Source organism: Microvirga sp. 3-52 (assembly GCF_018383585.1).
Taxonomy (GTDB): Bacteria; Pseudomonadota; Alphaproteobacteria; order Rhizobiales; family Beijerinckiaceae; genus Microvirga.
On record NZ_JAHAMK010000007.1, the window covers coordinates 107552 to 121526 of the forward strand.

General features: G+C 63.5%; 9 protein-coding genes and 1 pseudogene. 8 read left to right on the forward strand and 2 right to left on the reverse strand.

All coding sequences use genetic code 11. The features are described from left to right. The first annotated feature begins 43 nt into the window (after positions 1–43). Positions 44–2089: a prolyl oligopeptidase family protein gene (locus KHP60_RS08375; protein ID WP_213563442.1), complete on the forward strand. Its 2046-nt coding sequence runs from the start codon at positions 44–46 to the stop codon at positions 2087–2089. Positions 2090–2395: 306 nt separating this feature from the next. Beyond that, on the forward strand, positions 2396–4825 hold the full coding sequence (locus KHP60_RS08380; protein ID WP_213563443.1) for a helicase-related protein: 2430 nt from the start codon (positions 2396–2398) through the stop codon (positions 4823–4825). On the opposite strand, the gene KHP60_RS08385 is transcribed toward KHP60_RS08380, so the two are convergent. Next, on the reverse strand, positions 4812–5990 hold the full coding sequence (locus KHP60_RS08385; RefSeq protein ID WP_213563444.1) for a M20 aminoacylase family protein: 1179 nt from the start codon (positions 5988–5990) through the stop codon (positions 4812–4814). The genes KHP60_RS08380 and KHP60_RS08385 overlap by 14 nt on opposite strands. Before the next feature lie 96 nt (positions 5991–6086). Between KHP60_RS08385 and KHP60_RS08390 the strand changes: the two genes are divergently transcribed. The 6 genes from KHP60_RS08390 (at position 6087) to KHP60_RS08415 (ending at position 12041) form a co-directional block, all read left to right on the forward strand. After that, positions 6087–6770, forward strand: a complete 684-nt coding sequence (locus KHP60_RS08390) for a phosphoribosyltransferase (protein ID WP_213563445.1) — start codon at positions 6087–6089, stop codon at positions 6768–6770. 187 nt (positions 6771–6957) lie between these two features. Then, positions 6958–7998, forward strand: a complete 1041-nt coding sequence (locus tag KHP60_RS08395; protein ID WP_213563446.1) for a PotD/PotF family extracellular solute-binding protein — start codon at positions 6958–6960, stop codon at positions 7996–7998. A 10-nt stretch (positions 7999–8008) separates the two neighbouring features. Beyond that, positions 8009–8857, forward strand: coding sequence for an ABC transporter permease (locus tag KHP60_RS08400; protein ID WP_213563447.1), 849 nt, complete (start codon positions 8009–8011; stop codon positions 8855–8857). Beyond that, positions 8854–9645, forward strand: coding sequence for an ABC transporter permease (locus KHP60_RS08405; RefSeq protein ID WP_213563448.1), 792 nt, complete (start codon positions 8854–8856; stop codon positions 9643–9645). The genes KHP60_RS08400 and KHP60_RS08405 overlap by 4 nt, the downstream gene beginning before the upstream one ends. 6 nt (positions 9646–9651) lie before the next feature. Next, positions 9652–10719 carry an ABC transporter ATP-binding protein gene (locus KHP60_RS08410; protein ID WP_213563449.1) on the forward strand — a complete coding sequence of 356 codons (1068 nt, stop codon included), beginning with the start codon at positions 9652–9654 and terminating at the stop codon, positions 10717–10719. Further along, positions 10719–12041: an amidohydrolase family protein gene (locus KHP60_RS08415; RefSeq protein ID WP_249688619.1), complete on the forward strand. Its 1323-nt coding sequence runs from the start codon at positions 10719–10721 to the stop codon at positions 12039–12041. Before KHP60_RS08410 ends, KHP60_RS08415 begins: the two co-directional genes overlap by 1 nt. 3 nt (positions 12042–12044) lie before the next feature. Here the strand turns inward: KHP60_RS08415 and KHP60_RS08420 are convergent. Then, positions 12045–13918, reverse strand: a pseudogene (locus KHP60_RS08420) (adenine deaminase). Positions 13919–13975 lie beyond the last annotated feature (57 nt).

A 13975-nucleotide genomic window follows, 5' to 3' on the forward strand; every position in this document is an offset into this window, starting at 1 on the left:
TCTTGCTTACCTCATGTCACCAACCTCAACGGATTCCACCATCATGGCCGAACTGATGCAGGAGCGCCCTGACCCTTATCTCTGGCTGGAGGATGTGGAGGGCGAGGAGGCGCTCGCCTGGGTGCGTGCTTACAACGAGACCACGAAAGCTGCCCTGTGCGATGCAGCCTTCGAGGCCGACAAACAGGCCCTCTACGAGATCTCGACGCGGCCGGACAATATTCCCTTCATCACCAGGCGGCGCGGCCAGCTCTACAACTTCTGGCAGGATGCCGCCCATGTGCGAGGCCTGTGGCGGCGCACCTCGATGGAAGAGTATCGCAAGGCGGATCCGTCCTGGGAGGCGGTGCTCGACATCGATGCGTTGGCCAGCGCCGAGCGCGAGGACTGGGTTTGGAAAGGCTGCGGCACACTCCAGCCGGAGCAGCGGTACGGCCTGGTCAGCCTGTCCCGTGGTGGCGCCGACGCCGTCGTGGTGCGCGAGTTCGACCTCGTCGAGAAGCGCTTCTTGGATGGTGGCTTCGCACTACCGGAGGCCAAGGGAGGAGCGGCCTGGCTCGACAAGGATCAACTGCTGGTTTCCTCGACGCTGGGCGAGAATGCGGCGACCGCTTCAGGCTACCCACGCACCGTCCGCCTGTGGAACCGCGGGTCTGACTTCACGCAGGCTCCCGTGCTCTTCGAAGGCGAGGCCAACGACATCTATATCTCGGCATCGGTCGACCTGGAGCCCGGTTACGAGCGCACTTTCTACCGTCGCCAAATCACCTTCGAGGAAGGGATCAGCTATCTTGCGCAGGAGGATGGCGCGCCGCTGCTCATCGACCTCCCGCTCGATGCCCGCTTCGATGTGGAGAAGGATTGGCTGGTCGTGAAGCTCAAGAGCGACTGGGCTCTGCCGGAGCGAACCTATCCGGCCGATGCCCTTCTGGTGATCAGCTTCTCCCGCTTCCTGGCAGGTGATCGCAGCTTCGAGATGTTGTTCGAGCCCGGTCCCAGACGGATCCTCTCCGGGTTCTGGTGGACCAAGTCCCGGCTGGTGCTGACGGTGCTCGACAATTTGGCAAGCCAGATCTGGCTCGGCACGCCAGGTGCAGACTGGCGCCTGGAACGCCTGCAGGGGCTGCCGGATACCGCATCGGTCCACACCATGTCGCTCGATTCGAGTCAGTTCGAACGCACGGATGAGTTCCTGCTGTCGATCTCGACCTTCATCGAGCCCACGAGACTGGCTCTTGTTACCGAGGACAAGCGCATCGAGGTGCTCAAGGGATCTCCACCGGCCTTCGATGCTTCGGGTCTGGAGGTGACCCGATACGAGGCTGCATCTGTGGACGGTGAACGCATTCCCTATTACCAGATCGGACCGAGAGAACAGGGCAGCCCACGCCCGACGGTGCTTTACGGCTATGGCGGATTCTCGGTCTCCATGACACCGGGCTATCTCGGTGGCATCGGGAAGACCTGGCTCGAGCGTGGCAATGTCTGGGTCGTGGCCAACATCCGTGGCGGTGGTGAGTTCGGGGCGGCGTGGCACAAGGCGGGCATGCGCGAAGGAAAGCGCCTGTCCCACGACGATTTCGCCGCCATTGCCCGGGACCTCGTGAAGCGTGGAGTCACTTCGGAAGAGCAGCTTGCGGCCTATGGCGGCTCGAATGGGGGGCTGCTCGTCGGCAACATGCTGACCCGCTATCCGGACCTGTTCGGTGCGATCTGGTGTACCGTGCCGCTTCTCGACATGCGGCGCTATACGAGGTTGCTGGCGGGGCCCAGCTGGGTGGCCGAATACGGCGATCCGGAACGGCCCGAGGATTGGGCCTATATGGCGGGGTTCTCAGCCTACCAGAATCTTGAGGAAGGGCGGACCTATCCCCCCGTTCTGCTCGTCACCTCACGACGCGATGACCGCGTTCATCCCGGCCATGCACGCAAGATGGCGGCCAAACTCGCAGCCATGAAGCAGTCGGTCTTCTTCTACGAGCCCGATGATGGCGGGCACGGGGCCGCCAACAAGGAACAGGCGGCATTTCTCACGGCCTTGGGGCTTGCGTTTCTCAGGAAGACGCTTGCTGCCAAGGCGGGCGTCTGAGGGATTCTCTCATTCAGCAGGGGATAACCTATGGCAAAAAAGGACCGTCTGTAGCCGTGGATCCCTTGATATTGCACCCTGCAATAGACACATAGGGACGAAGGAAACAGCCACCGGATCAAGGCCTTAAGCCTGATCCTCCCGGTCTCGGCCCGAACCTGGATGGGCCGGACAGCATCTCCAGGTGCAGTCCCCTAAAACATCCGAGCCTTCTGCGAGTTAATTCTGGTTGATGCCAGAGCGGCAGGTGCATCCATGAACGACGCTGGAGCAGCGGCAAACGCGCTCCACCATGCGGAACTTTGAATGTCCAAAAAGTCTAAGGATCTTGTCAGCCTCAATCACCTGCCGGGAATCCTCCTTGCCAGCGCAGCCGAGTGCGAGCGCTGGATCGAGGCCGGGCTGATCCCTGTGGCGGAGCGTCGGACATTCCAGAAGCGTGGGCGTGCCTTCGAGGCTCCCATGTTCGATCCGGAGGTCGTTGCGCAACTGGCTGCCGAGGTGCCGGTATGGCGGGAGCAGGGGGGCGAGACCTTGAAGAGCGCACCCCACGGTCCCCGGCGTGGAGGCGAACAGCAGCCTCTCGACGATGCCGCCCATCGCCGTCGGCAGAGCGTTCTTGCGTCCGTTCGCCGAAATACGGGCCTCTACGTCGCTGAGGACATCCGCAGAACCGAGAGCGGCCGGTGGAAGCCGGAACGCGTCTTTGCGGGCTACAGGGTGGTGTTCAGCAAGCCGATGCAGGTTTTGCCCGACAGCCCTCCCATCGATATCGCCATCGAGTTCGCCTTTGCCGAACCTCTTGAAGTGGCAGCGGTCGTGCTTGCACCGGCGCGCGTGGAGCATGCCGAGCTTGCTGCGGCGTCGGAAGTTCTCGAAGCCAAGATCGTTGAGCTGCGAGACGCGACCTTCGAGGCCTGCGCGCAGGAGCTGGCAAGCTGGCGCGAGGAGCTTGAGACCTATCTGGTTGCTTACGAGGATCCGGACGAGCGCCAAGCGATCCTCGGCGGCATCCAAGTCGCTCTCGAGAAGCTCGACCACATCCATGCATCGGATAAGGGCGGTCCTGCGGGTGCAGGACGCAAGCTTCGGCAGAAGCTCGATGATTATCGTTCCAAGGCTGCTGCCAGGCGGCTGAGGCACCTGCGCGAGGCACAGATCCGTGAGGCGTCTGGGTACGAGCGCTATGCGGCGATCTTTCCCGTGGCACGATCCCTGAATCGCCGATTCCTGTTCCTTGCAGGGCCGACTAATTCGGGCAAGACCTACGAGGCCCTGAAGCTCGCGCGTGAGGCAGAGACGGCCGAGATCCTCTCACCCCTCCGGCTTCTCGCGCTCGAACACTACGAGCGCATGATCGAGGACGGGCTCCCGGCCGGCATGGTGACGGGTGAGGAGAGGGTGCTGCCGGAAGGCGCGACCCATATCGCCCGAACGATCGAAACTCTGGATCTGCACCGCGCCGTCGATGTCTGCGTGATCGATGAGGTCCAAATGCTCGGTGATCCGAGCCGCGGCTGGGCTTGGACTCAGGCCATGATCGGAGCGCCTGCAAAACTCGTTGTGCTGACCGGCGCACCGGAGGCAATTCCTCTCGTGGAGCATCTGCTCGCCATGACCGGAGAGCCGCTGGAGGTGAAGATCCTCAAGCGCAAGGGCAAGCTCCGTGTAGAAGGCGTGCCGGCGAATCTCACCAAGTTGTCTCGTGGTGATGCCGTCGTAGCCTTTACCCGCCGTGACGTGCATGACCTGCGCACCCGTCTGGTTGCGGCCGGGCGAACGGTCGCGACCGTGTATGGGGCTCTGGGACCTGAAGTCCGCCGTGCGGAGGCTGCTCGTTTCCGCAACGGCGAGGCGGAAATCCTCGTCGCAACGGATGCGATCGGCATGGGGTTGAATATCGGACCGCTCAGGAGGGTCGTCTTTTCGACCATGCGCAAGTTCGATGGCGTGCGCGAGCGTCAGCTCACGGCCATGGAGATCAAGCAGATTGCCGGCCGGGCAGGGCGCTTCGGGCATCATGACGAAGGTGTCGTGACGGCGTTGCCGGATGCAGGAGCCTATGCCCAGGTCGAAACAGTTATCGGCAATGCGCTCAAGGGCGATGCAGCGAAGTTGCGAGGCAAGGCTTTCGTGCGTCCGAACCAGGAGACGGTGTTGTCGGCGAGCGAGGTTTTGCAGACCGACCGGCTCGGACGCGTGCTCCGCCATCTGAACGACACGCTGGTCGCCGGTCATCCGGATCTGCGCATGGCCGATATGGAGGAGATGATCGCGCTGGCGACGCTCCTGGATACAGTGGACATGCCGATCCTCGATCGCCTGTCCTACGCGATGGCTCCAGTCGACGGGCGCGAGCAGCTAGCTGTCGAACTGCTGCTCGATTGGGCCCGGCAGCATGCCCTGCGTGGGCGTGTTCATGCGCCGGACTTCGGCGTGAACACGGATCTTCTGAAGCTGGAAGCCAGGGTGAAGATTGCCACCAGCTGGCTCTGGTTGGCTCAGCGCTATCCTGATGTCTTCGAGGAAGTTGAAGCCGTGGTCGACCTGCGGACAAGCCTCAACGCCAAAATCGAGGAAAAGCTTGTTGCGACCTCCGTCTCCCACCGTCGCAAGCCGGATGACAAATCCCGTCGCGACAGGGGCACGAACACACAGCGGCAGAGAAAGAACCGGCGCGGCCGGGTTGAGGCCGATGCCGGTGAGGCGAAAGCCCAGCGCGTCAGGGGGCGGTAGGCGCGAGCTCCTGTTCCACGAGCGCAACCCAGAAGGCGACGCCAGTCGGAATCGCGTCGTCGTTGAAATCATATGCCGTGTTGTGATGCAGGGCTCCGTCGATGGCGGGTCCGTTGCCAAGCCACACATAGGCCCCGGGCGCGGCCTCGCTGAGGAAGGCAAAATCATCGCCCGCCGTTGAGGGCTCGAAATCCGTCACGACTTTGGACCCGCACACTGCTCGTGCCGCCTCGAGGGCACGGGCGGTGACATCCGCATGGTTGATGACCGGCGGTATGCGGCGGCGGAACTCGTATGAAGCCTCGATTCCGAACATGGCGGCGACGCCTCGCGCCAGCCGCTCGATTTCCATGTCAAGCTGATCGCGCACTGCCGCCGAATAGGCTCGCGCAGTTCCCCCGATCTCAACGATATCCGGAATGACGTTGAGAGCCCGCGGATCGCCGGCCTGGACGGAACAGGCGCTCACCACGGCGGGCTGCAACGGATTGACGACCCGTCCTACGATAGTCTGGAGCGCAGAGAGGAAGTGGCCGCCCGCCGTGATCGGATCCTTGCCGAGATGCGGCTTGGCTCCGTGGGTACCGACGCCCTTGAAGGTCACCAGCCATGTATCCGACGAGGCAAGCTGCGGACCCGGGGTGACGGCCATCTCGCCGGTGTCCAGGCCCGGCATGTTGTGCAAACCGTAGACCGCGTCGCAGGGAAAGAGCTCGAAGAGCCCGTCTTCGACCATCTTCTTAGCCCCGCCGCGACCCTCCTCCGCCGGCTGGAAGATGAAATGCACCGTCCCTGAGAAATTGCGGGTCTTCGCCAGATGGCGCGCGGCCCCGAGCAGCAGGGTCGTATGCCCGTCATGGCCGCAGGCATGCATCTTTCCGGCGGACTTCGATTTATAGGGACGTTCCGCCTGCTCCGGCATCGCCAGTGCATCCATGTCGGCACGAAGGCCGATGCTCCGGATGCCGTTGCCGACCTGCAGGGTCCCGACCACGCCCGTCTTGCCAAGGCCGCGGTGCACGCGAAGGCCGGCCTCCCCCAACAGAGAAGCCACGATCCCGCTCGTCCGCTCCTCCTCGAATCCCAGCTCCGGATGGGCATGGAGGTCTTGGCGGAGGTTGCGCAAGAATGGTAGGTCCGCCTGGATAAGGTCCTGTTGAGGCATTGAGCTGTCGTCCTGGGTCTGCGGCCGGAAACGTTCGATAACCCGGCGGGAGACCGGCCACAATCATCCTGTGCAGATCAAGGAAAGAGGCAAGCCATGCAGCCCCACGACTTCTGGCAGGAGATCCATCCGCCTCGGACCTTCGAGCGGCTGCCGGCCGACGGGCATCACGGGTTCTTCCCGGCCGAGTTCGACGACGGCCGTCAGTTGCGCCTTCCGATCCGCGAGCTGGCGGACAGGGAGCATGCCCTCGCGTCCCTCATCATCAACCAGGCCGGTTTCGCCGTCGAAGAGGCCCTGTGCGCCGGCCTCGCGGAAAAGGTGCGCCTCTTCGAGCCTGACGTCGTCGTCGGGCTGCCGACGTTGGGGCTCACCCTGGCCAGCGGAACGGCAAAGAATCTGGGACACAGCCGCTACGTCCCGCTCGGGACCTCCCGCAAGTTCTGGTACCGAGAGGAACTCTTCGTTCCTATGAGCTCCATTACCAGCCCGGAGCAGGTGAAGCGGCTGTATCTCGATCCGCGCATGCTGCCGTTGATCGAAGGCCGGCGGGTCGTTCTCGTCGATGACGTGATCAGCAGCGGGCGCTCCGTGGTTGCAGCCCTGAGGCTTCTGGATGCCTGCGGAATCAAGCCTGTTGCCATCGGGGCGGGGATGCTGCAGACGGATGCCTGGCGGGAGCCACTTGCCGCGATCGACCTTCGGATGCCTGAACGGGTTGTGAGCGTCCTGCGGACGCCGCGCCTCAAGAAGATGGCAGGCGGATGGGTTCCCGAGTAGACCATCTCTGTTTTGCAAGGTTTTTGGGCAGAATGGCAGTAAGGTGGGCAGCGTCCCTGCCGGGCAGGGCTTCCTCGAAGCCTTGGTTGTGCTAATGCGTGGTGCCGGCGGGGCCGTCATCGCCCTTGTGAAGGGTGTCGACACCCATTCCTTGGCTGTGGAACAATGAAACGCAGGAGGTTTTGAGATGGTAGGGCGTTGGCGGAATCCGATCGCGAGCATGGCCTTGGCCCTGGTGGCTTTGTCTGCAGCTCCGGCCATGGCTCAGAACAAGACTCTCACGATCTCCTGGTGGGGCTTCAACGGCGACAAGCTGGAAGAGATCATTCTCAAGCCGTTTCGCGCCCAGTGCGGCTGCGAACTGGTCTTCGAGACGGGGAACAACGCCGACCGCCTGAACAAGATCAAGATCCGCGGCGGTGCGGGCGTGGATGTCGTCTACCTGACCGACAGCTACTCGCAGATCGGTATCCAGGAGGGCCTGTTCCAGCCGGTCGATCGCTCGAAGGTTCCCAACATCAACGGCATCTACGATCTTGCCAAGGAGCCGCAAGGCAAGTTCGGCCCGGCTTACACCATCGGTCGCGTCGGCATCATCTATGACAGCGCTAAGGTGTCGGCCCCGATCACCTCGTGGAATGACCTGTGGCGTGACGATCTCAAACGCCGCGTCTCACTCCCCGGCATCACCACGACGGCTGGCCCGATGACGGTTCTGGTCGCTGCCAACAAGGCGGGCGTCGATCCTTACAAGGACGAGAGTGCCGCCTTCAAGGCTCTCGAGCAGCTCAAGCCCAACGTCGTGAAGAACTACAACACCGGGTCCGAACTCGTGAACCTGTTCTCGACCGGCGAGATCTCCGTTGCCATGGCGCAGGACTTTACCCTCGCGCAGATCCAGGCGGCTGTGCCGACGGTGCGGTGGGCCGAGCTGAAGGAGGGCGATTACGCCACCCTCAACACCGTGAACATTGCCAAGGGTGCGGCGAGCCCCGAACTCGCGCACCAGTTCATCAACTTCATCCTCGATCCCAAGATCCAGCAGACGCTGGCCGAGCGGGGCGTGGACGCCCCGGTTGCCACTGCAGTGCAGCTGAAGCCCGAGGAAGCGGCCCGCTGGACCTATGGCCCCAACATGATTTCGTCCCTCAAGCGTCTCGACTATGAGAAGTTGAATGCGGCCAAGACCGACTGGCTCGATGCCTGGAGCGAGGTCTTCGGGAAGTAATCCTGCCATCATGACATCAAGACGCTTCTGGTGCCGGGACGGCGCAACCGGGTGGGCGCTGTCGGCGCCCGCCACCCTCGCCGTGCTCTGTTTCCTGATCGTGCCGATTGGCGCGGTGATTGCGGGAACCTTCATGGATCCCCGTGGGGCTTTCGCCCCCTACATCTCCTATTTCAACAGCGGCTTCCGCACGACGGTCCTGTTCCGGACCCTGCAGATTTCGGCATTCACGACGATCATCTCCCTGATCTTCGGCTTCATGACCGCCTATGTCGTGTCGCGCGCGCCAGCCAAGCTGAAGAGCCTGCTCATCGTGGCGGCGGTGTTTCCGCTTCTGACCGGCGTCGTGGTCCGCGCCTTTGCCTGGCTGATCATTCTGGGCCGTAACGGCATCCTGAACCAAACTCTGCTCGCGCTCGGGATCGTCAACGAGCCGCTCGAGATGCTCTATACGCAAGGCGCCGTCATCGTCGGCATGGTCTATCTCTTCGTGCCACTCATGGTTCTGTCCCTGGTCGGCGTGCTGGAGAACATCCCCAAGGATGTGCTGCAGGCCTCCTCGTCGCTCGGGGCCTCGCCCATGGCGACGTTCCGGCAGGTACTGCTTCCCCTGGCTGTGCCGGGGCTGATCGTCGGCGCGGTGCTGGTCTTCACGGGCAGCTTCACGGCCTACGCGACGCCCCAGCTTCTCGGCGGCGAGCGCCAGACCGTGCTCGCGACGCTCCTGCAGCAGCGCGCCATGGTGTCCTTCGACTGGGTCGGCGCCTCGACCATCGCGACCATCATGACGGCCATCACCATCTCCATCGTTCTCGCGATGAGTCATATCGCCCGCCGCATCAACCCCATGGCCACGTGATGTCCGACAGACCTCATCCCATCCTCATTGCTGTCGCGGCGCTCGTCTATCTGTTCCTGATGGTGCCGCTGGTCATCGTGGTCGGAGCGGCGCTGAGCGATACGACCTACCTGACCTTTCCGCCGCAGGGGCTTTCCCTGCGCTGGTTCGAGAACATCTTCGCGATCAGCGCCTTCCGGCGCACCATCGTGACGAGCCTTCAGATCGCTTTTCTGGGTACGATGATCGCCCTCCTGATCGGCATTCCGGCGGCTTATGCGCTGAATCGTTTCCGGGTCGAGCTGCCGAAATGGCTCGGGACGCTGTTCGTGCTGCCGATCCTCGTGCCTGAAATCGTGTTTGGTTTCGCGCTTCTGAAGTCGCTGACGGTCGGGGCAGGCGTTCCGATCTTCGCAGCCCTCCTGATCGGCCATACGCTGATCGTCCTGCCCTATGTGGTGCGAGTGATCAGCGCAAGCCTTGCCTCCTTCGACTTCGCCATCGAGGAGGCGGCGATCAGCCTTGGGAGCGCGCCCGTGAAAACCTTCTTCACCATCGTTCTGCCAAATGTGAGGGCAGGAGTGATCGCGGCGTTCATTCTCGCCTTCATCACCTCGCTCAACGACGTCTCGGTGTCGCTCTTCCTGACGGGACCAGGGATCAGCACCCTGCCGATCCAGATCCTGGCGCATGTGGAGCAGTTCTTCGACCCGACGGTCGCTTCCGTCTCCGTCCTCCTGATGTTCCTCACCGTGGCCGTGATGGCCATCGTGGAGCGAACTCTCGGCCTCACCTTTCTTGCGAAGTAGTTTTCCGTGACACAGCCCCTCGATATCAACGCCGTCTCCGCCCATTACGGGACGACCAAGGTTCTCGAACACCTTTCCCTCTCGGTTCGGGCCGGTGAACTCGTGTCCCTTCTCGGCGCCAGCGGCTGCGGCAAAACCACCACCTTGCGCCTCATCGCCGGCTTCCTCTCACCCACCAGCGGATCGATCGAACTCGGCGGACGCGATCTGACACGGTTGCCGACGCACAGACGCGACATCGGTCTCGTCTTCCAGAACTACGCTCTGTTCCCGCACCTGTCTGTCCTCGACAACGTGGCGTTCGGCCTCAAACAGCGAGGGGTGGCGCCGGGGGAGCGTCGCAAGCGGTCCATGGCCATGCTGGAGCGCGTAGGTCTCGCAACACTGGCTGACCGAGCTCCTGGCGCGCTCTCGGGAGGTCAGAAGCAGCGGGTGGCGCTGGCGCGGGCACTCGTCATCGAGCCGCCGCTCCTGATGTTCGACGAGCCGCTCTCCAACCTCGATGCCAAGCTCCGGGTCGACATGCGCGTCGAGATCCGCCAGCTTCAGCGGGTGAACGGCACCACCTCGGTCTATGTCACGCACGATCAGGAGGAGGCCTTCTCGATCTCCGACCGCGTCGCCATCATGAATGCCGGGCGCCTCATGCAGTTCGACCGGCCGGAGGTGCTCTACCGGCGGCCGGCCAACACCTTCGTGGCCCGTTTCGTGGGCTTCGAGAACATCATCCCGTTCAAGGTGGTCGCGCGCGGCGGCGATGCTGTGACGGCGGAAGCAACGGGAATGCGGCTGCAACTGTCTCAAAACGACTTCGGTGCCATTCCCGACGCTTTCCTGCTCGCCACGCGTCCGGATGGTCTGATGGTGTCGGCCGAGCCAGCCGCAGAAGGGCTTCCGGCCCAACTGGGCCTGAGGACCTATCTCGGACGTGCCTACCAGTATCAATGCGAAACGGCTGCGGGCCACCTCGTCGCCAACGGCAGTCTCACCACGCCGCTCGAGGCCGGCACCCAGGTCAAGCTTGTGCCTGTTCCCGAGCAATGCACCATCCTTGCCGCCGACGGAGGCAGGTGATGGCGATTCTCATCGGGAACGCCTGCCTGCTCCCCATCGATGAGACCATGAGCGTCATTGAGCGCGGGTGGGTCCATATCGACGGCAGCACGATCCAGGCGCTCGGGTCCGGCGATCCGCCGCGGGTCGAAGGGGCCGAGATTATAGACGTCGACGGCGATGTGATCATGCCCGGCATGGTCAATCCGCACGCCCATCTGGCGATGACACTGTTCCGCGGCCTCGGCGAGGATGTGGACGACCGGCTGTTTCGCTATGTGCTGCCCATGGAACGCAAGTTCGTGACGCCCGAGATGGTGCGGGTCGGTACGCTCCTTGGCGCGCTCGAATCCATCGAGGCGGGCGTCACCACGATCGCCGACATGTATTACTACGAGACGGAAGTCGGGCGGGCCCTGGACCAAGCAGGTTTGCGCGGGGTGGTCGGCCAGACCCTCGCGACCTTCGATCCTCCGGATCACAAGACAATCGACGAGGGCTTCTCTCTTGTCGAGGATCTAATCGCCGAGTTCTCCGGCCACGACAGGATCGTTCCCTCCATCGCCCCCCATGCCCCGTACTCGACGGGCATCGATGTGATGGCCCGTGTTGCACGCTGGGCGGAGGCTCATCCTGGTGTTCCGGTGCAGCTCCATCTCGCCGAGATGGACAGCGAAATGGAATGGTGCCGCAAGAACCACGGCCTGCGGCCGGTCGCAGTGGTCGAGAAGGCGGGGCTTCTGCAGCTCGGACTGATTGCCGCCCATTGCCTGCACATCGATCCCTTCGAGATCGAGCGCATGGCGAAGGCTGATGTGCGCGTGGCCCACAATGCCCGTTCGAACGCCAAGGCGGGACGTGGCATTGCGCCTGTCGAGTCCATGCGCGCGGCAGGCATCAAGGTCGGCATCGCCACCGACGGGCCGATGAGCGGCAACACTCTCGACCTGTTCAGCCAGTTCGGCCCCGTCTCCATGTTCCAGAAGCTGCTCGGTCAGAGCCGAAAGCCCATGCCGGCCGCTCAAGTGATCCGCATGGCGACGCTGGAAGGGGCGCAGGTGCTCGGGCTCGACAGCCGCACCGGCTCGCTGGAGCCCGGCAAGCAGGCGGATCTTATCCGCATCGACCTGTCTGCGCCACGCATGCAGCCGGTCTATGACGTCTATGCCACTCTCGTGTTTTCTGCCATGCCAGTCGATGTGCGAGACGTGATGATCGGCGGGCGCTGGATCATGCGGGGCCGCAATGTCGAGAGCCTGGAGCGCAGGAAGATCCTGCGCGATGCCGGCCAGATCGCCGCGGCCTTCAAGGCCGAGATGGCCCTCATCGACGCAGCCGGCTGATCCTTACCAGACGATTGGGTGGGTTTGCCCCGTCGCCACATTGATGAAGCCCTGCGGAGCGGCCTCGCACGGCGCGACCAAAACCCAGCGCCAGGGCGCACAGGTGAGGGTCGCGAACTGGAGCCGCTCCGGAAAACCCGGATACCAGCGCGGCGAGAAAGTCGGCTCATAGAGCCATTCGATCTTCTCCGCCGCCGCATAAAGCCGCTGCATCTCGGCATCGAGCTCTTCCGCCGGGCGTTGGGTCATCAGCCCGCCGATCTCGTATCGCACCTCGGCCAGAACCTTGCCGCCGCTGACCAGAACCCAGCCGCCGCCGGTTTCCGCGACGCGGTTGGCCACCATCGCCATGGCCTCGTCGGACGATCCAACGATCCAGAGATTGTGCTTGTCGTGGGCGACCGTGCAGCCGACCGCCGTGTCGGGCGTTTTCGGGCCGCAGCCGAGCCAGAACATGCGGGAGGTCTTTGCCTCGCCTGAAAAGCGGTCGACGATGGCGAATTTCGTGACACTCCGCCCTGGGTCCCGCTGCACCTCACCGTTGGCGACGGGGAGATCCATGGTGATGAAGTCGTCGTGCCAGTGGAACGGGCGCAGCAGAGCCGCGTGCATCGTAGCGCGTCCGAGCTCGGCCGCGATGGCAAAATCCTTCGGTTCGACCCGACGGCGTATGTTCACCGTCTTCGAGGCCCAATCGGGCCAGTCGATGGATGGCAGAGGACCGACATAGTCCTTTCCCTTGGACACAGGCCTTCCGTCAGCCCAAACCTCAGCGATCGAGAGCTTCTCCACGTCGTCGAGCAGCACGACATCCGCGAAGCGGCCGGGCGCGATGCTGCCGACCCATGGCGTCAACCGCATGTGGCGGGCCGGGTTGATCGTGACGCACTGGATGGCGACCTCGGGCGAGAGCCCCGACTGGACGGCCAAGCGGACGTTGTGGTCCGTGGCACCCATGCGCAGGGTATCGGAGGCACCCCGGTCATCGGTGGCGAAAGCCACCTGTGACCAGTCGGAGAGCCCCCGCTGGAGGAGCCCCGAGATGATCTCCGGCATCGAATGCGGCCTGATCTCGATGAAGATGCCGTGGCGCAGCTTTTCCCACACCTCCTCGGCCGTCCAGCCTTTGTGATCGGAGGCGAGGCCTGCGGCCGCGAAGGCATTGATGGAATCGAGATCGCGCAGGCCCGCGCCGTGGCCTTCCACGACGCCCCTCTGCTCGAACGTTGCCTGGATCATGCCCCAGAGCCGCTTGTGCGATGGGTTCTCCGGGTTCCACACGGCGGGCCAGTCCATGACCTCGTCGAGACCGGCGACCATGAGGCTCTCCTTCAGAAAACCCGCCTGCTCGTCGTAGCCGTAATACCCGCCGCCCCATTCGTATGCGGTGGGAGGAACGGCCGATCCCGGGAGCGGGAAGATCTTCATCGGCGAGCCGTGCCGTCGCGCCGTGAGCCAGAATTCGAGATTGTGGGTGCCATTCACATTCGAGAACTCATGGCTTGCCTCGCAGGTCCATGTATTGCCACGTGGCAGAACGAGCGCCGCCTCGTATTTGGGCGTGATGTGCGAGCTCTCGATATGCTTGTGCACCTCGCCAAATCCAGGGACAGCGGCGAGATCCCCGCGATCCGCCCGCGCTTCGGCCGTCCCCGGGAAGGTGCCGCCGGTCCGGTCCAGGCGACACGCCGGCCGCGGATGGCGATCTCCTGGTCCTCCGCCCAGGTGCGCGTGTGAACATCGAGCAGGCGGCCGACCCGCAACAGCATATCGGCAGGCCGCCGACCCAGGGCAACCAGGACGAGATCCTGGCGGATGCGCACCTCATCCTCCGCATTCACCAGGAGGTCGTCGGGAAGCGAGGTTGAATGGATCACGGAGCACCTGTGACTATGGTCAAATTCCGTCCGGCGTCGGATAAGCGGCTGCACGGA